Genomic DNA, 23640 nt, shown 5'->3' with positions numbered 1-23640 from the left:
AATATTCTTCGCGGACTTTTCATGGGAAGCGCAGACGTGATGCCCGGAATCTCAGGAGGAACCATAGCACTTATAACAGGCATATATGAGAGGCTGGTGCATGCCATAAGCAGCATAAAGTTCGGATTCATAAGGCCCCTCCTTAAGGGTGACCTGGCAGCTACAAGGAAATCCATAAGGGAGGAGGTTGACTTTGAACTCTTCATACCTCTCCTCACAGGTATAGCATTCGCCATACTGACACTGTCCAAGGTCATACTGTTCTTCATAACAACCTACGTAGCCTACACCTACGCCTTCTTCTCAGGCCTCATACTGGCATCAGCATACGTAGTCTACCAGAAGATCGACGGGTTTTCAGTTAAGAACATTGCATCCGGTGCAGCGGGTCTGATATTCGCCTACATCTTTGTTGGCCTTAACCCCATACAGGCAAACCATACACTCCCGGTTGTATTCATATCAGGATTTGTGGCGATATGCGCCATGATACTGCCAGGTATATCCGGTGCCTTCCTTCTCCTTCTACTGAACCAGTACGAGTACATGCTCGGGGTTCTTAACAGGCTGGCCATAGTTGAAATTGTGACCTTCATTGCAGGTGCAGCCCTCGGTATAATGAGCTTCTCCAGGGTCCTGGACTACCTCCTCAGGAACCATGAGGCCGTCACCATGTCATTCCTTGTGGGTCTCATGATAGGCACCCTCAGGCTGCCCTACAACAAGATATCAATTGTTGATACCTCATCCATCATAATATCGGCTGTAATAGCCATCACTGGCTTTGCGCTGGTCATGATACTTGAGAGCCGCTTCGACTACATTGACTACTGAATCCTCCAGTTCTACTTTTTTTGGTAACTGAATGCAGATAGAGGTTTACATTCCTCCACGAAAACCCTCTTAAATAGAGAAAAGAGCCATATCATCTAATTAAAAGCCATTCCATCCGATTACATGTGCAGAGTCCTATCTAGGTGCTCACGACGAAAATTGTATATGGCATCGGCCTTATATGGAATCATATGAAAGATGTCATGGAGATGCTGAGGCGCTACTTTAAAGATAAGGCTCAGGTTAAGATGGCTTACCTGTTCGGTTCGATGGCATCTGAAAGTGGAGGACCTCTAAGTGACATTGACATCGGAGTACTCCTTGATGATGATCTGGATAGGGTTGAAAGGTCCGAAGTGAAACTTGAATTAATATCAGAACTTACATCTCTACTCAAATCTGACAGGATTGACCTTGTAATAATGAATGATGCTCCTGTAAATCTTAATTATGAAATAATAAAGTCTAGAAAGCCTTTAATTGAAAATAAGTCCGTGAAGGTTGACTTTGAACACTACATACTCTCAAGGTACCTGGATAGAAGATACTATGACAGGAGATGGGTATCCAGGTACATTGAAAGGAGAGATGACAGCCATGAATGATATTGAGAGGGTCGCTAATAGAATAAAGATCATGAACTCCTATGTTGAGTTCCTTAAAGAGCACAGGGCATCAGAAAAAGAACTTTCAGAGGACTACCTCCTGAGATCTGCAATTGAAAGAAACCTCCAGCTCGCCATTGAATCTGCTCTGGATACTGGGGAGATTATTATCTCAATGGAGGATCTTGAAAAGCCCGAGACCTACAGAGACATCATTGAGATCCTTGAAAAGCACAGAATACTTCCGCATGAATTTGCAGAGCGATTCTCTGAAGCTGCTGGTCTGAGAAACATTCTTGTCCACATGTATACAGATGTTGACCCTGCCATAATTGCAGAGGTCCTTGCAAACCGCCTTGAAGACTTCGACCTCTATTCAGAGTATATTTTAAGTTTCCTTGAAGCCATATCCTCCAGAAAATCTGAATGAGAGGCTTTTCAACCAGATCATGATGATCTAATATATAGAAGTTAGAGATCCGGAATATACTGGCAACCACTTCTTATTCTGTAACACCTCCATTTATCTGCGTTTTTTCCGCGCCAGAGAATCATTCTATCTGGTAAATTTCAAACATGTGATCTCTTGCCTTTGATATGTAATATGAGGCTGTCTCATCGGGTGCCAGCCGGCAGAGGAAATCAAAGGTGTACTTCAGGATATCCACCTTGACCTCACGATCAACACAATCAAAGAAATAAGACATTCTGAGTGCCTCTTCCCGTCCCACATCTGTGCTGCAGATCTTTCTTATTCTCCTGTTCATGTCTAAGGGGTTCTTTATTTCATCCAGTTTCTCTAATATGCTGCGCTCTGATAGGTCCATCATATTTTCACCTCAAAATCATCATATCCATTAAAATAAATTATCAGATAACCATCAGGGCCCGCTATGAGCCCATTGCAGCCAATGGCATGCATTCATATTATTAGATCACTATCCACGTCCCCATGGAAAAACTCCCTATTCAGGTATACCTTAACAAGTTCTCCGCCCCGTATCTCGAAGATGTAGATCTTCCAGGATGAATCAAGATAATCAGAAACCTCAACCATCAGATCAGTGATGTACTCTTCAGCAGGGCATAATATTCGGGTACTGAAGGATACCCTGAAGCTGTGCAGATCCAGTTCCTCAGGCAGATCAAAATTAACATTCAGGTCCTCAGGGTTGAAATCAATAAGGGCAATGAGGTCTTCATCGTACCCGAATCTGGATTTAATGTATTTCTGGTTATCCCTGTAAAGTCTCTTGAAATAGCCCCCTATGAATTCAGGGGCCCCATCAATGAGGTACCCTATCACGGTATCACAGAGCAGCTCCCTGTTTGTATCATAGAAGTCCTCTGCAAATCTTGCCCAGGCCTCATTGATGGCCTCACTATCAAAGAGGTAATGATATTCTGGTTTATCAACAAATTCAACCAGCATATCAGTCTCTTCCTCACCAAGATCAGAGACCCTGTAGATACCGTCAGCCAGATCCTGTCCACCATGGGACCTCTCAGGTTCAGACTCCAGAATTTCATAGTCATTTATTTCCATGTACTTCACCACACAGTCTTTCTAAATGAGGTAAGACGAGCACATCATCAGCTAGCATAGACTTAATCCAGTGAACCGTACCATCATGCCTTGTCACAATGTACACAACCATTCCAATCACCTCGAAAAGTTTTGTTTCCTCACTATATAATAAAAAGTAACGTGAGAAGGAGAACAGATAAAAAATGAAACAAAGGCACAAAATACTCCAAAAACCCGGGAAAACACTCCTGAGTACCCATAAACAACAAATAAACTTCCAGAAACCATCAAAACAATAAAAAAGGCGGTAGATGAAGTAAAAGGGACCGAAACATTTAAATGGTGCACCCAGTTAAAGAGGTATTCCATGACCTCAGACCCTCGTCATCAGCAGCTGCAGATATTATCAACTTTTTAATTAACCAGGTGAACCGATAAAAAATGGGGTGGGCTCACCCATACTGAAGATATTATTTTACTGTGATAGGACAGATATGTATACATGCAGATTCTGAGGGGTATTGGTGCGGGTGCAGGCAGGAGCAGTGGAAGGGTCCGCCTGATAAGGAAGCTGGAGGATGCCAGGAACCTTGAATGGGGTGAGGTGGCGGTCTTCAGGAAGATATCCAGGGACATGCTACCAGAGATCCGGAGGGCAGGCGCTGTCATAGCAAACTACGGCGGCCTCACAAGTCACGCGGCCATAACCCTCCGGGAGCTTGGAATACCCTGTGTACTTGGAACAGAGGTTGCCACCGAGGTCCTCCGTGACGGTATGATAGTAACCGTTGATGGAAAGACAGGGGGGATCTACCGTGGAGTAATGGACTGGGTGGAGGCTGATGATACCCCCGGTTTCCATGAGACAGCCACGGATGTCATGGTAAACCTAAACTTTCCCTGGCTGGCACCGAGGGTGGCTGAATTCGCAGATGGTGTGGGCTCGGTGAGGATAGAGAATATGGTCATAGAGACAGGGAAACACCCCCACCTCCTCCTGAAAGAGGGAAAACTGGCGGGGGTCCTTGAGATGGGACTCAGGGAGGTGCTGGAAGCCTTCTACCCTAAACCCGTCATCTTCAGGACCTTCGATATCCCCGCGGATGAACTCACACATCTCAGGGGCTCCTTCGAAGCCCGTGAGAGGAACCCCTTCCTCGGGATACGGGCCATAACAAGGGACCTGAAGGAGTCTGAGGTACTGATGGCCGAATTCGAGGCCCTCGGGAACCTCCTGGACTCGGGTTACAGTAACCTCCAGCTTAAGTTCCCCTTTCTCAGGGACGTGGAGGAGTACGTGAGTGCAGTTAAACTCCTGGAGGAGTCAGGGGTCACACCCCATAGGGATATAATGGTCGGGGCATCAGTGGAGACACCATCGGTGGCCCTCCAGATAGATGAACTCCTGGAGGCCGGCGCTGATTTCATATCCCTCGGACTGAGTGACCTCACAATGTGCAGCCTTGCAGCTGACCGCAGAAGCACCCGCGTGGCCGGCCTCTTTAACCTCTCACACCCTGCAGTGCTTGGACTTGTGAAGAATGTTATAGCCGCCTGTCATGGGGCTGGTGTGGATGTCTACGCCGCTGGATACGCTGCAACCAGTTACATGCTCGTCAGGAGACTTGTTGAGATGGGTGTTGACGGGGTATCCACAAGCCCGGATAAGATCCTGAGGATGAAGTACTTCATAGCCAGGATAGAAAGATCCCTGATGCTCAGGGGCGCTGGAAGGGTTGAATAGTTCATTCAAGGGGGAAGGTAATCCTGAAGAAGGCGCCCTCCCTGTTCCCGTATTCCAGTTCACCCCCAATCTGCATCACAAGGTTAGATACGAGCTGCATTCCCAGTGATGATAGTTCATCAATGTTGAAGTCCTCAGGGAGCCCCCTTCCGTTATCTGATATTTCAAGGACGCCCCGATCATCCTCCCTTTTGAGTGATATCCTTATCCTGCCCCGATCCCCGGTGAAGGCGTGCTTAATTGAATTAGAGATGATCTCATTGGTCACAAGGCCCAGGGGGATGCACCTGTCCATCCCGGCCATTATATCGTCGTACTGGACATTAAGATCCACCAGGAGACCCCCACCGGACTGGAGGGTGATCATCTCCTCTGCGATCGCCCTGAGGTATTCCCCGATGTTTATCATGGACAGACTGCTTGACCTGTATATCTTCTCATGGGCAACCGCCATGGCGCGGACCCTCAACTGGCTATCCCTGAGGACATCCAGGGTCTCCTGGTTGTCTGTGTAGGCTGTCTGGAGTGAAAGTAGACTTACCACTATCTGGAGGTTGTTCTTGACCCGGTGGTGCACCTCCCTCAGAAGGACCTCCTTCTCATTGAGGGATTCCCTGAGCTGATTGTGCATGGTTATCCTCTGCATTCCATCGGATATTTCTCTCCTGAGTATCTCAAGAAACTCGGTTTTTTCTGTGACACCCCTCTCTGCTGCCCTGAGCCGCAAGACACCCCTTATTTCATTTGCTCTGAGGGGTATCTCAATGATTTCTCCATCCACGCTGATACCCTCTGTTTCCGGAATGCTGTCAGGGGCCCTCAATCCCCTATCAATCTTTAAATCTGGCTCAAGGTATGCTGATGCTCCATTGAATTCAGGGCACCTGCTTACAGCATCAAGGACTCCCTCAAGGAATGCCTCAGGGTCGTCTGTATCAGTCGACTTGAGTATGATGTTTATGAGCCTCAGGTGGTTGCGGTGCTCCTTCATCCTGTTCCTGTAGTTTATCTGCTTCACAGCAAGCATATAGTACTGTGAGATGTGTCTTAAAGCCCTCAGATCAGCTTTGCTGAATTTACCTGTGAGTATGAACTCTGAGCTCATATCTGCAGATGATGAGGTTATGTGGATCATTTTACCATCATCTGAGAGTCCATCGTGTTCTGGGAGTTCTTCGATGGACTCTAAATTTTCTGAGATGGTTACTGTATCCCCATTCCTGAGCCTTATGATCCCCCCATCTGCACCTGTGAGTTCACATGCAGCGCTTAGTATGTACTCTGTAAATTCCTCCAGAACGTCTGCTGAGACCGCATGCGGGTAGATCTCAGTCAGGACCCTCCTAACGCGAAGTTCATCCCTCAGTTTCCTCTGGGACTCCTTGAGTTTTGTTATGTCGTTGAAGCTCAGGACTATCTGCCCTGAATCTGGAAGATCACCCCTGTGGACCATCACATGGAGCTTTCCCCTCACACCCCTCATCCTCACCAGTACCCTCCTTGAGTCCTGGAGTTCTTCAAGTTTCTGAAGGTCATCCCGGTCCACCAGGTCCCTTAAATTGAAGCCATCATCAACACCGAAGAGTTCCCTGAATACCCTGTTTGTCCCGGTGATATTCCAGTCAGTGTCTGTAATCGCCGTCGGGGTGGCCCTGTTCTCAAATATTGCCTTGTAGCGGTTCTTTGATATTCTGAGTTTCTCCTTGGTTTCAATGTAATCTGTAACGTCCCTCAGTATCTCTATGGCCCCCACGGTTCTATCATCCACGTCATAGATGGGTGATGCCTTGAGCTGGAAGTGCCTGCCCATGTGCTCAACATGGACCTCCGCGTAGATTGCATCACCATCCCTCCTGATGTTACGGTACCTTGGGGGAGCCTCACTGGGGTTCAGTATGAATTCAAGGAGGCCAGGTGTTCTCCTGCCATAGAATGGGATTGCATAGGCCTGCTCATCCCTTCCAAGGATCTCCTCCTTCTTCACACCGGTGAGTCTCTCCATCTCACGGTTCCAGGCTATCACCCTCCCCCTTGTATCAAGGGCGAATGTCGGGTCGGGTATGGACTCCAGGAGATCCCTGAATTTCCTGTGCTCCGCCTTTAACCTCCTGTGGGCCCTGTAGAGTTCTGTCATATCCTTCACGGTGGCCATTAGGATGTCGCCTGACCTGTTGAGGGTGACCCTTGCCGGGAATGTCTCACCGGTTATCTTTCTGTGGATCCAGGTGAATTCACATTTTTCACCAGCCATGGCCCTATCAATAAGTCTACGGGCCATCTCTGGGGATTTGCCCCTGGGCTGGTGCTCAGGTGAGAGCTCCCATGGTTTCCTGCCCACTATGTCCTCCTCATCTCCATTGAAGAGTTCAAGGGTCCTGGTGTTGCATTCGATTATCCTGGAATCCTTCATGAGGAATATCGCATCACCGGCATTCTCAAAGAGTTCCCGGTACCTTGAGGAAATATCATCCATCCGCCTCTCTGAGTCCATCCTCCTGAGGGCCCCTACTGTGCTGGATGCAATCTCCCTCAGGAAGCCGAGTTCCTCATCATCAATCTCCCTGGGGGCTGAGACCACAAGGTAGCGGGGTGTCCTGCAATCTTCAAGTTCAATTACCGCGGTTGAGGCATCTTCCCCTTTTTTGATGCCTGGCCGGGGTGGTGACTCTGTTTTCCCGGCATCCCCTGCAATAACAGTTCCGTCATCTCTCTTGAAGGATGCATGGGAGTATCCTGCCTCCCTGAGGATGCTGGAAACCCTCTCCATCAGGTTCAGGGGCCGGGTTGAGATGGCGGCTTCGCGGTTGATTCTGCTAAGGAGTTTAAGGCACCTGTTGTTCCTCCGGAGCCTCCTCTCAAGCATCTTCTGGGGTGTTATGTCCCTGAACATGCAGAATCCTCCCCTGAAGCCGGAGGATTCAATGAGGGGGTGGCCTGAGAGTATCATCCACCTCGTCCCCTCATCCGTCCTGAAGCGGAGCTCATGTTCACCCGCTAAACCCCTCCTGCATGATTCAAGGATCTGCTCCATGGTATCCCTGTCATGGGGGTCTATAAAATCAAATATCTTCCTCCCGGTTATTTCATCCCTTCGCATGGATAGGAAATCCGCCATCCTATCATTGCAGTACTGTATGGTTCCATCAGCACCGAAGACACATACACCCTCAGATGTTGTGTCCAGTATCTCCTGGTACCTCCTGCTGGTATGGGAGAGTAGGCTCTGCATCCTGTTCTTGTAGATGGCGAGTTCCATGGCGTATCCGAGTTCCCTGGAGTTGAAGGGCTTTAGGAGGTAGGCCTCAGGTTCAACCTTCGCAGCCCTCTCAAAGATATCCCGGCTGGAGTAGGCTGTGATGAAAATCAGTGGTACGTCCATCCTCTCCTTTATGGCCCCTGCTGCTGTGACACCATCAATATCTGATGGAAGGACTATGTCCATGAGGATGACGTCCGGTTTCATCCGGATCGCGGTTTCAATGGCATCCTCCCCTGTTTTAACACTGACTGCCTCATATCCCCAGGATTCCAGGAGACTTACAAGTTCAAGTGAGGTTACAGCCTCGTCCTCAACAACAAGGGCAGATGGCATGGATGTTATATTAATTCTTCATATTATATTAAATTTTTTATTGAAGGAAGTTAAATATGAATTGTGAACCCTTTGGGTTGATTATATGTGCACTGATGCCCTGTTCTGTGCCCCTTCAGGGTTCATCTTCAGCTACAAAACCATCATCTCCATGGGGTGGAAACTTCACATCCAGTGACAGGGCCCTCCCGGAGCCCATATCCAGGGAATGCGTCAGTTCCTTCTGCTCTGATGGCCATGAAGCTACTCAAGCTCATATTCAAGGCCAAGGAGGACCTCCCTTATCCTGTTAAGGGTCTCATCGGGGGCATCCCAGTAGCCCCTCTCAGCCGTCTCAAGGAGTATCTCGCCCATCCTCAGAGCCGCATAGGGGTTGTTCTCTGAGATCCTCCTCCTCATCTCATCATCAAGGATGAGGGTCTCTGCAACATCATCATAGACCCAGTTATCCACAGCACCCGTGGTGGCTGAGAACCCCAGGAGGTGCTCCACCCGGTCCTTGATGTTCTTGGCACCATGGTGGTCATGGGCAAGCATTCCATCCAGCCATGCCGGGTTGAGGATTCTGCACCTCGCAGCCCTACCTATAACCTCATCGAGGCCCTCAACGTAGATTTCATCCTCAGTTGAATCCACGACCCGGATACTGCAGGACCCGCCCAGGCTCTGCACCGAGGAGGTGAGGCCCCCCATGAACTCGTAGTAGTGATCAAGGTCTGTCACCTCATACTCAACGTTATCCCTCTCCTGGGCAACGAGGTCGACCCGCTGGAGGTTCCTCCTGAATTCATCAGGGGATTCTCTCACACCATCAGGGAGATAGGCGTGGCACATCTCCTCAATGTAGGCAGCTGCCAGTTCATCCTCATGATCCCATGCACTGCCTCCTATGATGTCAGGGAGTGTGCTTGCATACTCTGATGGTCCAGGCCCGAATATTCTTGGGGGAAGCTTCGCCCCCCCATCCTCGAGGTTGTGCTTGATGATGTAGTTATCCCCTGGGTCCTCATCAAGAGCTGCGACGGTCTTGAATGCCCTGTTGAGTATCTCAATCTGGGATCCGAGGGTGTCCCTGAATATGCCACATATGTTAACCAGGACGTCAACCCTGGGTCTTCCAAGCTCCTGGATGGGTATGACATCTATGTTCTTCGCCCATGGCCCGTACTTGCGGTCTATGCGCACCCCCAGGAGCTCCAGGATCATTGAGATCGTATCTCCACCCGTCTTAAGGGTTTCGAATCCCCATAGAACCACTGCAACGGTCTCAGGGTACCTTCCATTCTCCTCAAGGTAGTCCTCCAGGAGCATCCTGGCTGCAGTCCTTCCCCTTGATTCAGCCAGGGGTGAGGGTATCTTCATGGGGTCAAAGGCGTGCATCGAGTAGCCGGTGGGGTACACCTCAGGGTCCCTGACAGGGTCCCCACCCCTGGAGGGGTTCAGATACCTTCCCTCAAGTGCCTCGAGGAGGCCCCTGCTTTCACCCCTGAAGTCGCAACGTTCAGATAGCCTATGGACCCATTCAACGTAGTCCACCGGGAGGTCTACGGGTTCGCCCGTGATTATCCTCCTCAGGACCTCAGCTGCACGGCTCTCAATCTCCCATCCAGTGGATGTATCCCTTGAATCCCTGTAGTCCAGTCCAAGTTTCTCTGCAACCATTGAATGGATTGATGGGTATTCCCTGTCAAACCTTAGGACGCCGAGGAGGTAGCTGACCATGTCATCATGGCTCCACTCCGAGTCCATTATGTGGAGGCCCCTTGGTATCAGGCGCCTTTTCATCCTGAAGAGTTCGGCCTCAATCTCAGGGATATCCCCCCTCAGGTTAAGCTGGGAGGCCCTCTCCATTATCTCATCCCTCAGTCCCTCATCAGGGTCACCATGCCACTGGTCTATGAGTTCCTCCAGTACCTGGTAGTCACCGTAGAGGTCAGAGTGCCTCACGGGTGGTGATGCATGTGCCACCGGGAGGGCGTAGGTCCTTCTTCTTGCTATGGTTGACTCTGAGGTGTTACCCGCCCAGTAGAGGTATATGTTTGGGAGCTCCCCCAGGAGGAGATCAGGGTAACAATCACCCCCAAGGGCCGTCTCCCTTCCAGGGAGGAACTCCAGGGTCCCATGCATTCCGAAGTGGATGATGGCATCGAGTCCCAGTGAGTTCAGGTATGCGTAGAATGCCAGGTACTGGTGGTGGGGTGGAGTATCCCTGCTGTGGTAGCCGCCGGCCTCCATGATGCCACGGGATGGCTGTATGCAGATGTAAACCGAGCCCAGTTCAGTCACAGGGACTATGATATCATCACCATCAACCATCAGCTCCCCGGGTGGTTCACCCCACCCTGCAACCACATCTTCCTGGATCCTCTCTAGCAGACGACTGAAAAATTCCAGGTAATCACTGAGGGGGATCCTGTGGCCGCCGTATTCATGGTAATTTGGACTGTTGATGAGTCCCTCCCTCATGAGAATATCCTTGATGGGTTCATCTGGCATCCTGACACTGTAGCCCCTCTCCTTCAGCCTTCCAAGGAAGACCTCCAGGCTTTCAAAAACGTCGAGGTAGCCTGCACTTCCAAGGTTAGCCTCCCCTGGCGGGTAATCGTAGAGTATTATCCCTATCCTCTTCTCATGGTTCTCCATTTTCTTGAGCTTCAGCCAGTTGAGTATCCTTGCAGCGAATCTGTCCATGCGCTCGGGTACCACGTCAACAACCCTGACCTCCCCGAGTTCAGGGTCATCCATGGTCCTCATGCCCGCCGTGAATACCGGTTCAAATCCTCCGTCAAGTTCAGGGAGTGTTATGCCAAGAACTATCTCCATGGGGTTGAGGCCGTCACCACCTGCCTCCCATTCGTCGAGGTCCGTTTCATAGCCCCTCAGACAGATGAGGTATGGGGCGCCTATCCTCCTGAGGAGCTTCCTGGTGGCCTCAGGGTCACCGCCGAGGGGTCCCCGGTTCAGCTGGAAGTACTGCATGTTGACAAAGAGGTCCATGTCCCCCAGGTACTCCTCGATGGCCTTCAGGTTGTTTTCAACGTCTGAGAAGACCACGGTACAGTTAGCCCTTCCATGGAGGCGACTGTAGAGTTCCTCCACCAGGGGCCTCGTATCATCGAAGTGCATCCCTGAGTAGAAGAGCATGCCGACTGTTGGAAGCTCCGGGTCGAAGTTTGAGGCCCTCCTGTAGGACTCGAGGTCCCTGTAGAAGCCCCTGAAGGGGAGGTAGAGTCCGTAGGGTGGCATCTCCACCGGGTCACTGAAGGGGACCTCCAGGTCTGTGTAGCTGTCCAGGAGGAAGAGTATGAGGTTCATGAGGTTCTCGGGGTCGCCGGCCCCATAGTAGTCCATGGCCTGGAACCATCTCTCAAGGTCATCCCTGATCTCATCTGAACCGTGCAGTTCGATTATGGCATCGATGTCCCTGTTTCTTACAAGTGAATCTATCCTTGAGGGCGCCCTTGCAGTGAGTTCGCCCAGATGAAGTTTGCCCATGGATGTCAGGGAGAGTATGTGGTTGCTCCCCCACACCAGGGATATGACGATCTTATCCCTGCCCCTGAGGATGCCTGGAAGTTCCCTCCCTATCCTCTCGTTGCCCCTTATATCCACGAGTATTATGTCGGATTCATCGACGTATTCGGCCACCTCATCCAGGGGAACACGCGGGTCCTCATATTTCTCAAGATAGACCTTCTTTATGCTTACAATGTCCCCATGTTCCTCCCTTATCCGTGTCAGAGCCTCCTTCAGTGAGGCCGTGTTGTTCATGGTTGTAACAGCAAGTATCCTCTTCATCAGTAACCACCACCCAACACCACAGCGGCAACAACAAGTATCCTCTTCATCAGTAACCACCACCCAACACCACAGTGAATACCAGTTTCATTATCAGTCACCTCAAACATCCTGATACTGAATCAGTGCCCGCTACTTCATGGTCCTGGAGGACCAGGGCGCCATTATCCATCATGATCGTCCGGTCTGCAACCATCTGAAGGAACTCCATGTCATGGGAGATGACCATCACAGCCACCCCCATCCCCTTAAGCTTATCTATCCATCCTGCAAGTCTTTTCATGTTATCAAGGTCCATACCAGTCGTTGGCTCATCCATTATCAGAACATCAGGTTTTCTGAAGAGATAAACGGATATGAGTGTTCTCTGCTTTTCACCGCCGCTGAGTGAATGGGGGTGTCTCTCCACCAGCCTATGGAGCTTCATGGTCTCAAGGAGTTCCTCAACATCCCCATAAGAGTAATCATCCAGACCGAAGGTTATCTCCCTCTTCACAGTATCCATGAACAGCTGATGGTCCGGGTCCTGCATCACAAGACCGGCGGTGCCCTCAACCCTGATCTCACCCGTCTCCGGCTTTATTAGGCCAGCGATCAACCTTGCAAGGGTCGTCTTTCCAGAACCATTCGGGCCTGTCAATCCAAGGACCTCACCCCTCCAGAGATCCAGGTTAACACCATCGATTCTGAAGTCTCCCTGAGTGTGGGAGATGTTCATTACCCTCAGTACCGGGTCCTGTTTCGTTTCAGTATGGGTGGAAACCTGAGAGGAGGGCCTCAGACCGCGCCCTCCACAGGACCTCTGATTGAAACCTGGAGATGGAGACCTCAGACCATATTTTTTCCTGAAATCAGGGTCCAGGAGGTCATCAGAGTCTGTCTCCTCGACTATTTCACCCCCATCCATCACCACCACCCTGTCAAAGATATCGGGGACCCTGTAGGTTCTGTGGTCAATCAGGATCAGTGTTTTATCCCTGAGATTTTTGAGGATGCTGAAAAGGTCATCGGTGGATCCCTGATCCAGGTTGGATGTGGGCTCATCCATGAGGAGGATTTCAGGGGACATGGAGAGCTGTGATGCTATTGCAACCCTCTGCTTCTCACCCTCTGAGAGGTTGAAAACGCTTTCATACCTCCTATGCTCCATACCAACCCTCCGGAGCGCATCCTCCACGCGTTCCTCGCGTTTATCCAGCTGGAGGGCATCTGGCCCCAGGGATACCTCTGAATTAACATTCAATGTGAAGAACTGGGACTCTGGATTCTGGAAGACGTATCCAACATCCGCTGCAAGGTCCCCTGGGGTGAGGGAGCCGGTATCCCTGCCCATCACCCTTACTGTTCCATCAATCTCCCCTCCCATCATGGAGGGTATCACCGCAGTTACTGCCCTTGCAAGGGTTGATTTTCCACTCCCACTTCTTCCTGTGATGAAGACAGATTCACCTCTTTTAACCCTTAAGCTGACATCCCGGAGGGCCAGCCGGTCCTGATTGGGGTACCTGTAGCTCACATCATCAAGGAGGATGGCGTCCAATCAGACCACCGCCCCATCCATTATCGCGAGGGATGCGAAGATAACAGTGAAGAATGCTAAGAAGGTGAGATCCCTCCCGCTGAACATTAGAATCCCCCCGGGACCTTCGCGAGGGTTAAAGCCCCTGGTCTCTGCAGCGATGGCCACCTCATCTGAAATCTTCACAGTCCTTATTATCAGGGGTATTATGAGTCCCCTGTAGAGGAGGGAAGGCCTTCTGATGATGGAAGATCCTGAAAGACTGGTCCTGAGTTTGAGGGAGTCCCATATAGAGGAGGCCTCCACTGCAAGGGCCGGTATGTATCTGAGGGCGACTGTGAGTGTGAAAACTATCTCCCCGGGGATTCTGACTGACCTGAGGGACTCTGCAAGCTTCTGAGGATCGGTCGTGAAGGCAAAGGATAGTCCGGCCGCTGATATTATGAAGAAACGGGCGAAGAAGAGGCTCAGAAATCCAATGGTGTGGGGGGCACCTGACAGCACCATGATGATGGCAATGGAAACCAGCCAGAAAAGGATGATGAATGAGAGGAACGGGGCTGCAAACCTCAGGGACCCTGAATGGGCTATCAGTGCAGTGAAAATGACTCCCATGATTATCAGGGGGGTCAGGTCTGATAGGAATGCAGACAGGAGCGTGGCAGATACCACCACAGTGAGCTTTGAGAGGGGGTTTACCTCCACAAGGAACCCCTCCGGGGTTGATGTGAATGGTGAGAACACGGCCTTAAGGTCCAATGAAAGACCTCCATGAGACATTAATCCAGGGCGCCGGCCCTTCTGAGCTCATTTATGATACCATAACCCACAAGGGCACCCAGCATTCCAAGGACGGAGACTGTTATGGCAGATATTATTATCAGTGCCGGTGCCAGCATGAAGCTGGAGAACCCAAAGAGGAAGGGCACCGTGAGGATGACGAGGGTCTCGATGAACTTATCAACACCGCAGCCCAGGAGAAGGGAATTCCTTGAAGAGTAGACGCCATATGCCACGCCAACGGCAAGATCCGCTGCAAGGCCTCCCAGGAAGGTCGCGGGTAGGAGGGGCAGGAATGCTGGCATTATGAGTCCGCAGATTATACCGTTAACAAGGCCTATCATGGTGAATGTGCCTATCTTCCCCACCTTTGCAAGGCCGACGCTTATGACGATACAGACAAAGAAGGCTGATGCAACTGACTTGAATGCATCAACCGGGGTTATGGCTGCAACACCAAGGATGGTCACCGTCTGAACGATGTACATGAGGGCTATTATGAGGCCTGTGAAGGCCAGATCAGCTGTTGTGAAATCTCTGAATCTAAACAACAATCACACCTCCATGTGGGTCATGGTTTTTCATGAACCTCATGATGTCCTAGATGAGTATATCATCAAGGTAGAAGATTTCAGAGCCAAAGCGTGACGCCATGTCCTCAAGTATCCCCAGGCTCCTCTTCTCGGGTTCTGCATTAACAAATAAAAGGTTCAGGTTCTTCAGTTCAGTTTCAAGCATCGTCATGTCCTCCTCAAGGTTGGAGTTGATGAAGACGTTGCAGCGACCGTCTGATATTACAACGGCTGTGGATGCCTCCTCAGTAGTTGATGATGCAACCTCAGCTGCCAGTTTGAGTGCCGGTGTCAGGGGCGTCCTCCCGCCTGACCTGAGACCCTCAAGGGCCTCCTCAACGGTCTCAAGATTCGATGTGGGCTCAACCACCAGGGTTGCCTCATATCCCCTGAAGGCTATGAGGGCTATCCTGTTCCTCTTTTCATAGGAGTCCTTCAGGAGCAGCCATGAGACCGTCTTTGCAAATTTTATCTTCCTCTCAAGTCTCATTGATGATGAGGTGTCAAGGACGATTATGTAGAGTGCCCTAGATTTCCCGACCCTGACCTTCTCCATGAGGTGTTCGGGTTCTATGGTCCCTGTTCCGGTGGAAGCAGCCTTCCTGATGGTTGCATCAACGGCCACGCTGGAGGGTTCAGGGTTCTCACGGGCGCGGATGTACTTCCCCCTCCTCCCGGTTACCGTTGAACTGCTCTGGCCCTGGAGGGATGCCCTGATATCCGGAATCTTCAGGTCACGCCTAAGCCTTCGTTCCCTGTCAATCTCTGATTCATCCTCGAATTCGCCATTCATGATGTCCTCTATGATCTCCTGGCTGAGTTCCTGTTGCCTCTGGAATGGTAGCTGTCTGAGTCTGTGCTTCATGGCAAGGAGGGCGGCCTCCGTCACATCATCCCTGCTGACGCTCATTCGGCCATTGAATGCCGCCAGTGTCCTGGCAGTCCTTGCAGTTATGATGTCTGCCCTGTGGGTCCTGATCCCGAGGGCTGCTGCTATCTCGACTATGAGACCAAGCAGGTCATCATCCAGCTCAACCCTCTCAAGGAGGTCCCTTGCCCTGATGATCCTCTCCCTGAGCTCATCCTGTTTCCTCCTGAACCTTGAGTGGAAAGCCCTGGGATCCTCCTGGAACTCCATTGCGCGTTTTATGACCTCTATTCTCTCATCAGGATCCCTTATGGCCTCCACATCAACACTGAGGCCAAATCTGTCAAGGATCTGGGGTCTGAGGTCACCCTCCTCAGGGTTCATGGTGCCTGCAAGTATGAACCTTGATGGGTGCTGGATGGATATGCCCTCCCTTTCAATGATATTCACGCCCATGGCTGCTGCATCAAGGAGGACATTAACTATGTGGTCATCGAGGAGGTTGACCTCATCGATGTAGAGGATGTTACCGTTGGCCCTTGCGAGTATGCCCGGTTCAAGGGCCTTTATCCCCTCCCTGAGGGCCCTTTTTATGTCCAGTGAACCAACGACCATGTCCTCAGTTGCGGATACAGGGAGGTCCACAATCTCCATCCTGGCATGTCTTGATGGCAGTGCCCCGTCTTTTTCGAGTTTCCTGCGGCACTCCACGCAGAGCTCTGCTCCGTCAGGGTCGCATCCGAATCTGCAGCCCTCCACCATTTTCCTATCAGGGAGTACATCCCTCAGTGACCTCACCGCAGTGGATTTACCTGTCCCCTTATCGCCCCTGATGAGCACCCCCCCTATTGCCGGGTTTATGGCGTTCAGGATGAGTGCCTTCCTGAGGAGTTCCTGTCCAATGATGGCTGTGAATGGGAAGAAGTGGTTATCCAAGTTATCACCTGTTCGGTGATTGTTCTCACTGTTATTTAATAATTTCTAAAAATAAAATAGTATTACTTATATGGGTTGGTTGGGGTTAAAAGTAATAATTATGATGGTTCATATCTGGAAGCTTAAATCAACTTCAGTTTTCACGCGACCTTCCTGTATATTTCAAGTATCCTTTCTATCTGTTTAAGGGTACTGAAGGATCTAGCAATCCGTATGCCCTTTTTCCTCATGGAATCAACCTTAGAACTGTTCGCCGGGTCAAGTACACTGTTTATCCTATCAGCAATGGCACTGGAATCACCAGGGGAGACAGTATAACCTGTCTCAGAGTCAATCACAAATTCCCTGATGCCACCTGTGGCAGTTGCAATGACAGGGGTCCCACAGGCGAGGGCCTCAAGTGCAACAAGCCCAAAGCCCTCCTCAAGGGATGGCAGAACAAAGACGTCTGCAGCGTTCATCCAGATGGCCACCTCACTGTAGGGTACCGGTTCAAAGAATTCAACATCAGCATTAATGGATTCGGCCATGCCCCTGAGGGTTTTAAGATACTCCTCATCAACGTGGGCCCCGAGGATTATACATTTAACACCACCAACCTCCACTTCCCTGAGGGATTCAATGAGGTAATGTACGCCCTTAGAGGGTATGATATTTCCAACAAAGAGGATCACCCTTCTGTTTAATGGTAATCCAAGCCTTTCACGACATTTATCCCTATCAAGTGGCCTGAAGATGTCTGTATCAACACCCATGTTGATGATGTGCACCCTCTCCCCATCAACCCCAAATTCCTCCACGACCTTATCCCTGAGGTCCCTGCTGACAGTGATGACTGCCGAGGCCCTTCTGAGGACGTAGCCTGAGATTTTAAAGAGAAGTGAATTCTTCCTTGCAAGTTTATTTACATCAGAGCCGTGGACCGTCACTATGAGGGGTTTGCCGCTTATCCAGTGACAAAGAAGGCCTATGAGGCCTGTGGGGAGCAGGTAGTGGGCGTGGATCACATCGAAGGGTTTACGTATGGAATACCAGATGGACCTCAGAAGCAGGTCCCCGTACTTTTTGATGAGCCTTGGGAGACCCTTTCTCTGATCAGTGTTTGCAACTAAAAACTGTTCTATGTCTGTATGCCGTCTGAATGCATCTACGTGGACCTTAACGAAACTGCCAAAGGATTTACCTTTTTTGCTGGGATACATGTTTGATATCACAAGAACTCCCTGAACCAACATAACACCTCTTTTTAGTCATGAAGCTGATAATCCATGGATCTTCAGAATCCAGTGTTCAATATGATTCAGATACAGGTTAAACCTTCCGCCGAGGCAGAAGAGAATGATCTTAAATATAGATGAAATATGAATTTAATTCCTTAAAAACCTCTGAAGAGACTCTAAAGCCATAGATGAAATATGAATTTAATTCCTTAAAAACCTCTGAAGAGACTCTAAAGCCCTTAAACGTTCCTTTCTCTCGATTTTAGCATCCTCAAGGGCGGACCTGAGGTATTCAACTGTGGAGTCATAGGTCTCCCTGTCCACAGGGTAGGGGTAGCCATCCTTCCCGCCGTGGGCGTAGCTGTACTTGACGGGGTCCCTCCAGCTTGCCCTCTCACCATGGACAAAGTCAGCGATAAGGGCAAGGGCCCTGACCTTCTTGGCCCCGAACCCTGACAGCATTACAAGTTCCTCATAGTCCCCTGGCTGGATCTCATAGGCCCTCTCCAGGACGGCCATGTCCCTCTCTGTGAGGTCCACGGGGAGAACCTCATGGTGGGCTGGCATGTCCAGGACGTTGAAGTCAAAGAGCGTCCTCTGCCCCGTCAGATAACCACGGATGTGGGATGGACCATCACAGACCAGTTCAACGCTCACCTCACGGGCCCGGCGGCTGATGGGTGATGTCATGTCAAGGACCTCACTGAGGATCCTTTCGGATGATATGCCGCTGTGGGGTGACTCCATGTAGTCCTCAACCCCTGAGCCGAGCCAGTGGTACCTCCTGGCGTAGCCCCCCTGGGGGTCAAGGCCCTGCTGGATAACTGCCCATTCACCGTCTGAGTCAACCAGGAATGTGTGCTGGTAGAGGTTGAAGCCGTCCTGGATGCAGTTCCCATCAACCCTGGCGGATATCCTGCTTGCATACACCAGTCCTGCCCCGTCGAGGTCGAAGAGTTCTCCTGCATCCTGGAGCTCGGATGGGGTCCTGCTGGAGGCCCTTCCCTTCCCGCCTGCAACCATTATCCCGTGGACCTCGGGGTCAAGGGCAGACTTAAGGGCCCCGCAGGTCGTGGTGGTTGTCCCGGATGAGTGCCAGTCAAAGCCTATTACACATGAAAAGGCCTGGAACCAGAAGGGGTCAGACATCCTTGATATGAACTCTGAGGTCCCGTACTCCTCAATTATAACCTCTGCAATGGCCCCTGAGAGTTCAATCATCCTCCTCATGAGCCAGGCCGGTGGGTGGCCCCCATGAAGTGGCAGGTTTGCAATACCGGTTCTCCTCATTTTATCATCCATGCATCCATCATGATTCCAGCAGAATCAGTTCCAGAAGAGGCTAACAGCCCATAACCCTGGGATCACTTCACACCAAACCTGAAGAGGCACCTCTCGTCCCCCCTTGCAATATGTTCAAGGGGCCTGAATTCGCCGGGGAGGCCGCTCCATTCAAAACTTAACTTCAGGATGGCTTCACAGTTCAGGCAGAAGCCCGGGTTTTTCCTGGCGTCTTCAAGCCAGGGGCAGTTCTCAAATTCAACATAGACGTTCTCATCGTCCTCCAGGAAGCCCACCCTCACAGTGAAGTTTTCGAATATGTCTGCGACCCAGGCAAGGTAGGCCTCGAGGAGGTCATCGCCAGGGTACTCCTCCATGTGGGCCTCGAATCTTGGGGCGAGTTCATGTGTGATCCTGTCCCTGAAGATGGCTGATAGGAGTTCCCTGATGGCGTCCTCATCGGCTTCAGTTGAGGGCATGGCGTTGAGTATGAAGTTATAGAAGTCTGAGATTATCTGCTTCTTCATGAGCTCCCTTTCCCTCAGCGCCGATCTGTGCCTGTAGATGGCCATCTCAATGTTGGCGTTAAGTTCAGATGACTTGAAGGGCTTCACTATGTAACCGTAGGGCTCCGTGACCTTTGCACGTGTCAGCATCTCCTCATCAGCGTAGGCTGTCAGGTAGATTATGGGGATGTCGAACTGGTCCCTGATCCTCCTTGCAGCCTCTATACCATCCATTTCACCCTTCAGGACGATGTCCATGAGGACGAGGTCCGGTTTCTCCTCACGCACCACTCTTATAGCATCCTTCCCTGTTGAAACCGTGTCCACGACCCTGTGACCCATCGTTTCGAGTTTATGCTTTATACCCATGGCAACTATGGCCTCATCCTCAACAACCAGAATTCTTGCCAATTAATAACCCTCCTTTGACAGATGATTCCCGGGATTTGAAGGCCTCAGATCCCTGCTTAGCTTCACGTGGAATTAAGTTTTAATGTGAAGCCTGTAACTGCGAACAGGACTCCAGGAACCCAGGAACTAAAACATCCCCACTCTACTCAACCTCAAAGCCAGTAACCCCAGAACTAAAACCTCCTACTGTACTCAACCTCCGCAAACTTTATTGTGAACCTTGAGGGCCTCTCTATTCTGAGTTCCCCATCTATCTGCTCCACAAGGTTCCGGACGATCCTGAGTCCCAGTGTGCTACCACCATCAAGGTCAAGGTCCTCCGGGAGGCCGACCCCATTATCCGAAACAGTCATCTCATATCCCTCACCGGTACTGTGGATCTCAACGGTGATCTCACCTGAACCATCAGGGAAGGCATACTTGAGGGAATTGGACACCAGTTCATTGATTATCAGGCCACACGGGATGGCTGTTTCAATGTTGAGCTTCACATCATCCACCTTAACCTTCACGTCAACCCCATTACTGCCTGCTCCATAGGAGTCCAGTAGGTCAGCGAGGAGCGTCTTGAGGTAGTCCCTCAGGTTAACCCTTGAGAGGTCCCTTGACTCGTAGAGCTTCTCATGTATCAGGGATATGGCATCTATCCTGTGCTGGCTGTCCCTGTAGAGTTCCCTTAACCTCGGGTCACCGGTGGTGGATGCCTGGAGCATGAGGAGGGTTGATATTATCTGGAGGTTGTTCTTGACCCTGTGGTGCACCTCCCTCAGGAGGAGTTCCTTCTCCCTGAGGGACCTTCTGAGGCGTTTCTCAACGGATTTCCTGTGGGTTATATCCATGAGGGATATGAGGCACCGCTCACTCCCCGGGATCACGACAGAGGTTGCGAAGAAGTTTCTCTCCTCGCCCTCCCTGTTCCTGAGGGCAACCTCGAAGTGGTGGGGGATGGCATCCGGGTTTATGCTCTTGAGCCTGTAATATGCCCCTATGCGGTCTACATCGGATGGGTCAACGAAGTCTGTGAACTTCATGTAGCCCTGGATCTCCCCCTTACTGTAACCTGAGAACTCCTCAAAGGCAGAGTTTGCAAGTTCAATTACCATGTCATTGCCGCAGATGACAGTGAGTGTCCCTGTATTCTCAAAGATTACCCTGTATTCCTCCTTGCTGGATTTGAGTTCCTTCTCAATGCGCTTCTGGGCAGTCACATCCTTACCCATGATGTATATGAGCTTCTCATGGTCCAGTTCAACTGCTGTTACAGATGTGTCCAGGGTGCGGCCCCTGAGGCCAACCTTGAACTTCAGATGGCCACCCTCTCCATCCAGGAGTACCCTTTCCAGGTCCTCCCCATGGATCCACTCACTGATGTTTCTCCCTATAAGTTCCTCCCTGAAGGACTTCAGGAAGCCTGCTGCTGCAGGGTTAACGTCCATTATGGTGCCATCAGTTGAACATATGAATATCGGATTGCCTGACTTCTCAAAGAGTGCCCTGTATTTCCTCTCACTCTCTTCAAGGGCCTTCCTGGCCTTTTTGATCTTCCTCTCCTCCTCAGCCTCCTGAAGTGCCCTTCTGAAGGCAAGAGGAAGTTTTGAGAGGTTATTCTTCAGTACGTAGTCGGTGGCCCCCTCCTTGAGCATCTCAACGGCGAATTCCTCCCCGATCTTTCCGCTGACAAATATGAAGGGTATGTCATGGTTCTCCCTCACAATTCTCAGGGCTGATACTCCATCGAAGCTTGGGAGGGCGTGGTCTGCGAGTATTATGTCGGGGCCGAATTCCTTTAGGGCCCTCCTGAATGAGTCCTCACTGTCAACTGTGAGGTGCTCGAACTCTATACCATCCCTCTGCAGTTCCCTTATGATGAGTTCAGCGTCAAGTGGGACGTCCTCGAGTATAAGTACCTTCAATTTCTCTGACATTCCGTTTCCTCTTCCTTTGTAAGCTTAAGAAATCATTATTCCGGGGGCTGGTTTATGATCATCCAGTAGAATCCAAGGGTTGAAACCGCGCTTATGAATTCATCGAACTCCACGGGTTTGCTCACGTAGCTGTTAACCCCAAGTTTATAGCTTTCCACTATGTCACGGTCCTCCTTTGAGGATGTGAGGACCACCACAGGGATCCTGCTGGTTGAATCATTCCTCTTGATCTCCTGGAGTACCTCGAGGCCGTCCACCCTGGGCATCCTGAGGTCAAGGAGGATCAGTTTAGGGAGGTTTTCAGGATCCCTGTAAGCGTAGGAGCCCCTGGCGAATATGTAGTCAAGGGCTTCCGCACCATCCTTCACCCAGTGGAGCTTGTTGGCAAGGTTATTCTTCTTGAGGGCCCTTATGGTTAGTTCTGCGTCTGTGGGGTTATCCTCAACCAGGAGTATATCTGCATCTGTCATCATTTCATCACCTTTGGAAGTGTGAAGTACATTGTTGCACCACCATCAACCTCTCCTTCACCCCAGACTCTTCCACCGTGTCTCTTTATGATCCTCTGGACTATTGAAAGCCCCACTCCTGTCCCCTCAAATTCTTCCTGGCTGTGCAGTCTCTGGAAGAGTCCGAAGAGCTTACTGACGTACTTCATGTCAAATCCGGCCCCGTTATCCTTAACATAGTATATGTGTTCATCACCACCATCCATGTAGCCGACCTCTATCACGGCGGGGTCCCGGTCCCTTGTGAATTTTATTGCGTTTGATATGAGGTTAGCCATTACCTGGCCCATGAGGGCGCGGTCAGCCATTGCAGGCGGCAGGTCGGCCACTGAAAACTCTATTGAACGCCCCTCCTCCTGGGAGGCGATTTCCCTGAAGGTTGACTCTGCCAGTTCCCTCATGTCAAGCATTACAGGGTTCATCTCCTGCCTGCCTGCCCTTGAGAGGAGGAGGATGTCATCTATGAGCTGACCCATCTTCCTGGTGTTATCCCTTATTATCCCGAGGATCCTCACCCCCTCATCATCGAGTCTGTCCTCATAGTCCTCGACGAGTATCCTTGAGAAGCCGTCTATGGCCCTCAGGGGGACCCTGAGGTCATGGGAGACAGAGTATGCAAAGGCTTCGAGCTCCTTGTTTGCATCCTCAAGTTTCTCGGCCTGTTTCTTAAGTTCCATGTTCAGTTCCCTGAGGGATCGGACCTTCTCAACCCTCTCGATCAGGAGAGCCACCATGAATGTGAAGAGTAGCAGCAGCACTATCCTGAAGAGCTCATCAGATATGTTAAGGCCGGCTGCCCTGGTCATCGGCTGGAGGATCAGGAGGGCCACGAAAACTGCGAATATCAGGACACCCCATTTAAGGGTCCTTGATGAAAGTTTAGGGATGGAAATCAGGGGTAGAATCAGTAACATGCCATGCAGCCAGCTGAAGGAGAACATCAGGCAGGCCGCTGCAAGAATCATCAGAATATCCTCATACTTCATCATGACCACATAAAATTTCTGGCGAT

General features: G+C 50.8%; 18 protein-coding genes. 4 read left to right on the top strand and 14 right to left on the bottom strand.

What is annotated here, in order from left to right; genetic code table 11:
- The first annotated feature begins 21 nt into the window (after window positions 1-21).
- From DNK57_RS07980 to hepT, 3 genes are all read left to right on the top strand, one after another.
- Entirely contained in the window at window positions 22-834 is an 813-nt protein-coding gene (locus DNK57_RS07980) for a DUF368 domain-containing protein (RefSeq protein WP_192962443.1), read from the top strand.
- 191 nt (window positions 835-1025) lie between these two features.
- Window positions 1026-1439: a type VII toxin-antitoxin system MntA family adenylyltransferase antitoxin gene (gene mntA, locus DNK57_RS07975; protein ID WP_226891216.1), complete on the top strand. Its 414-nt coding sequence runs from the start codon at window positions 1026-1028 to the stop codon at window positions 1437-1439.
- On the top strand, window positions 1432-1869 hold the full coding sequence (hepT, locus tag DNK57_RS07970) for a type VII toxin-antitoxin system HepT family RNase toxin (protein ID WP_192962441.1): 438 nt from the start codon (window positions 1432-1434) through the stop codon (window positions 1867-1869). Before mntA ends, hepT begins: the two co-directional genes overlap by 8 nt.
- 121 nt (window positions 1870-1990) lie before the next feature.
- Here the strand turns inward: hepT and DNK57_RS07965 are convergent, their stop codons facing one another.
- The gene (locus tag DNK57_RS07965) at window positions 1991-2269 is read right to left on the bottom strand and encodes a hypothetical protein (RefSeq protein ID WP_226891215.1); all 279 of its coding nucleotides are present in this window, start codon (window positions 2267-2269) and stop codon (window positions 1991-1993) included.
- Between the two features lie 92 nt (window positions 2270-2361).
- Window positions 2362-2985 carry a hypothetical protein gene (locus tag DNK57_RS07960; protein ID WP_192962439.1) on the bottom strand — a complete coding sequence of 208 codons (624 nt, stop codon included), beginning with the start codon at window positions 2983-2985 and terminating at the stop codon, window positions 2362-2364.
- 484 nt (window positions 2986-3469) lie between these two features.
- Between DNK57_RS07960 and DNK57_RS07955 the strand changes: the two genes are divergently transcribed.
- Window positions 3470-4711 carry a putative PEP-binding protein gene (locus DNK57_RS07955; protein ID WP_192962438.1) on the top strand — a complete coding sequence of 414 codons (1242 nt, stop codon included), beginning with the start codon at window positions 3470-3472 and terminating at the stop codon, window positions 4709-4711.
- Window position 4712: 1 nt separating this feature from the next.
- Here the strand turns inward: DNK57_RS07955 and DNK57_RS07950 are convergent, their stop codons facing one another.
- From DNK57_RS07950 to DNK57_RS07895, 12 genes are all read right to left on the bottom strand, one after another.
- The gene (locus DNK57_RS07950) at window positions 4713-8303 is read right to left on the bottom strand and encodes a PAS domain S-box protein (protein ID WP_192962437.1); all 3591 of its coding nucleotides are present in this window, start codon (window positions 8301-8303) and stop codon (window positions 4713-4715) included.
- 243 nt (window positions 8304-8546) lie between these two features.
- Entirely contained in the window at window positions 8547-12101 is a 3555-nt protein-coding gene (locus tag DNK57_RS07945; RefSeq protein WP_192962436.1) for a cobaltochelatase subunit CobN, read from the bottom strand.
- A gap of 97 nt (window positions 12102-12198) precedes the next feature.
- Window positions 12199-13641, bottom strand: coding sequence for an ABC transporter ATP-binding protein (locus DNK57_RS07940; RefSeq protein WP_192962435.1), 1443 nt, complete (start codon window positions 13639-13641; stop codon window positions 12199-12201).
- On the bottom strand, window positions 13642-14379 hold the full coding sequence (locus DNK57_RS07935; RefSeq protein ID WP_192962434.1) for an energy-coupling factor transporter transmembrane component T family protein: 738 nt from the start codon (window positions 14377-14379) through the stop codon (window positions 13642-13644).
- 20 nt (window positions 14380-14399) lie between these two features.
- Window positions 14400-14951, bottom strand: a complete 552-nt coding sequence (locus DNK57_RS07930) for a hypothetical protein (protein ID WP_192962433.1) — start codon at window positions 14949-14951, stop codon at window positions 14400-14402.
- Window positions 14952-15000: 49 nt separating this feature from the next.
- A complete protein-coding gene (locus DNK57_RS07925; RefSeq protein WP_192962432.1) occupies window positions 15001-16776 on the bottom strand; it encodes a magnesium chelatase subunit D family protein in 1776 nt (591 codons plus the stop codon).
- Window positions 16777-16916: 140 nt separating this feature from the next.
- Window positions 16917-18011, bottom strand: a complete 1095-nt coding sequence (locus tag DNK57_RS07920) for a glycosyltransferase family 4 protein (protein WP_192962431.1) — start codon at window positions 18009-18011, stop codon at window positions 16917-16919.
- A 186-nt stretch (window positions 18012-18197) separates the two neighbouring features.
- A complete protein-coding gene (locus DNK57_RS07915) occupies window positions 18198-19286 on the bottom strand; it encodes a DUF763 domain-containing protein (protein ID WP_192962608.1) in 1089 nt (362 codons plus the stop codon).
- A gap of 74 nt (window positions 19287-19360) precedes the next feature.
- Window positions 19361-20194, bottom strand: coding sequence for a methanogen output domain 1-containing protein (locus tag DNK57_RS07910; RefSeq protein ID WP_192962430.1), 834 nt, complete (start codon window positions 20192-20194; stop codon window positions 19361-19363).
- Window positions 20195-20367: 173 nt separating this feature from the next.
- A complete protein-coding gene (locus DNK57_RS07905; RefSeq protein WP_192962429.1) occupies window positions 20368-22119 on the bottom strand; it encodes a histidine kinase dimerization/phosphoacceptor domain -containing protein in 1752 nt (583 codons plus the stop codon).
- A gap of 35 nt (window positions 22120-22154) precedes the next feature.
- Window positions 22155-22592 (bottom strand): response regulator, encoded by a 438-nt coding sequence (locus DNK57_RS07900; RefSeq protein ID WP_226891213.1) that lies wholly within the window; start codon window positions 22590-22592, stop codon window positions 22155-22157.
- Window positions 22589-23614, bottom strand: coding sequence for a sensor histidine kinase (locus tag DNK57_RS07895; protein ID WP_192962428.1), 1026 nt, complete (start codon window positions 23612-23614; stop codon window positions 22589-22591). The genes DNK57_RS07900 and DNK57_RS07895 overlap by 4 nt, the downstream gene beginning before the upstream one ends.
- Window positions 23615-23640: the final 26 nt, after the last annotated feature.

The sequence above is a fragment of the Methanothermobacter thermautotrophicus genome, assembly GCF_014889545.1.
GTDB classification, from domain to species: Archaea; Methanobacteriota; Methanobacteria; order Methanobacteriales; family Methanothermobacteraceae; genus Methanothermobacter; species Methanothermobacter thermautotrophicus_A.
Note: the sequence above shows the minus strand (reverse complement) of the source record. Positions and strands in the feature narration are given on the sequence as shown.

Coding starts and splice junctions, on each gene's coding strand:
- DNK57_RS07980 (WP_192962443.1), top strand. CDS start 22: ATGGGAAGCGCAGACGTGATGCCCGGAATCTCAGGAGGAACCATAGCA.
- mntA (WP_226891216.1), top strand. CDS start 1,026: ATGAAAGATGTCATGGAGATGCTGAGGCGCTACTTTAAAGATAAGGCT.
- hepT (WP_192962441.1), top strand. CDS start 1,432: ATGAATGATATTGAGAGGGTCGCTAATAGAATAAAGATCATGAACTCC.
- DNK57_RS07965 (WP_226891215.1), bottom strand. CDS start 2,269: ATGATGGACCTATCAGAGCGCAGCATATTAGAGAAACTGGATGAAATA.
- DNK57_RS07960 (WP_192962439.1), bottom strand. CDS start 2,985: ATGGAAATAAATGACTATGAAATTCTGGAGTCTGAACCTGAGAGGTCC.
- DNK57_RS07955 (WP_192962438.1), top strand. CDS start 3,470: ATGCAGATTCTGAGGGGTATTGGTGCGGGTGCAGGCAGGAGCAGTGGA.
- DNK57_RS07950 (WP_192962437.1), bottom strand. CDS start 8,303: ATGCCATCTGCCCTTGTTGTTGAGGACGAGGCTGTAACCTCACTTGAA.
- DNK57_RS07945 (WP_192962436.1), bottom strand. CDS start 12,101: ATGAAGAGGATACTTGCTGTTACAACCATGAACAACACGGCCTCACTG.
- DNK57_RS07920 (WP_192962431.1), bottom strand. CDS start 18,011: ATGTTGGTTCAGGGAGTTCTTGTGATATCAAACATGTATCCCAGCAAA.
- DNK57_RS07915 (WP_192962608.1), bottom strand. CDS start 19,286: ATGAGGAGAACCGGTATTGCAAACCTGCCACTTCATGGGGGCCACCCA.
- DNK57_RS07905 (WP_192962429.1), bottom strand. CDS start 22,119: ATGTCAGAGAAATTGAAGGTACTTATACTCGAGGACGTCCCACTTGAC.
- DNK57_RS07900 (WP_226891213.1), bottom strand. CDS start 22,592: ATGATGACAGATGCAGATATACTCCTGGTTGAGGATAACCCCACAGAC.
- DNK57_RS07895 (WP_192962428.1), bottom strand. CDS start 23,614: ATGAAGTATGAGGATATTCTGATGATTCTTGCAGCGGCCTGCCTGATG.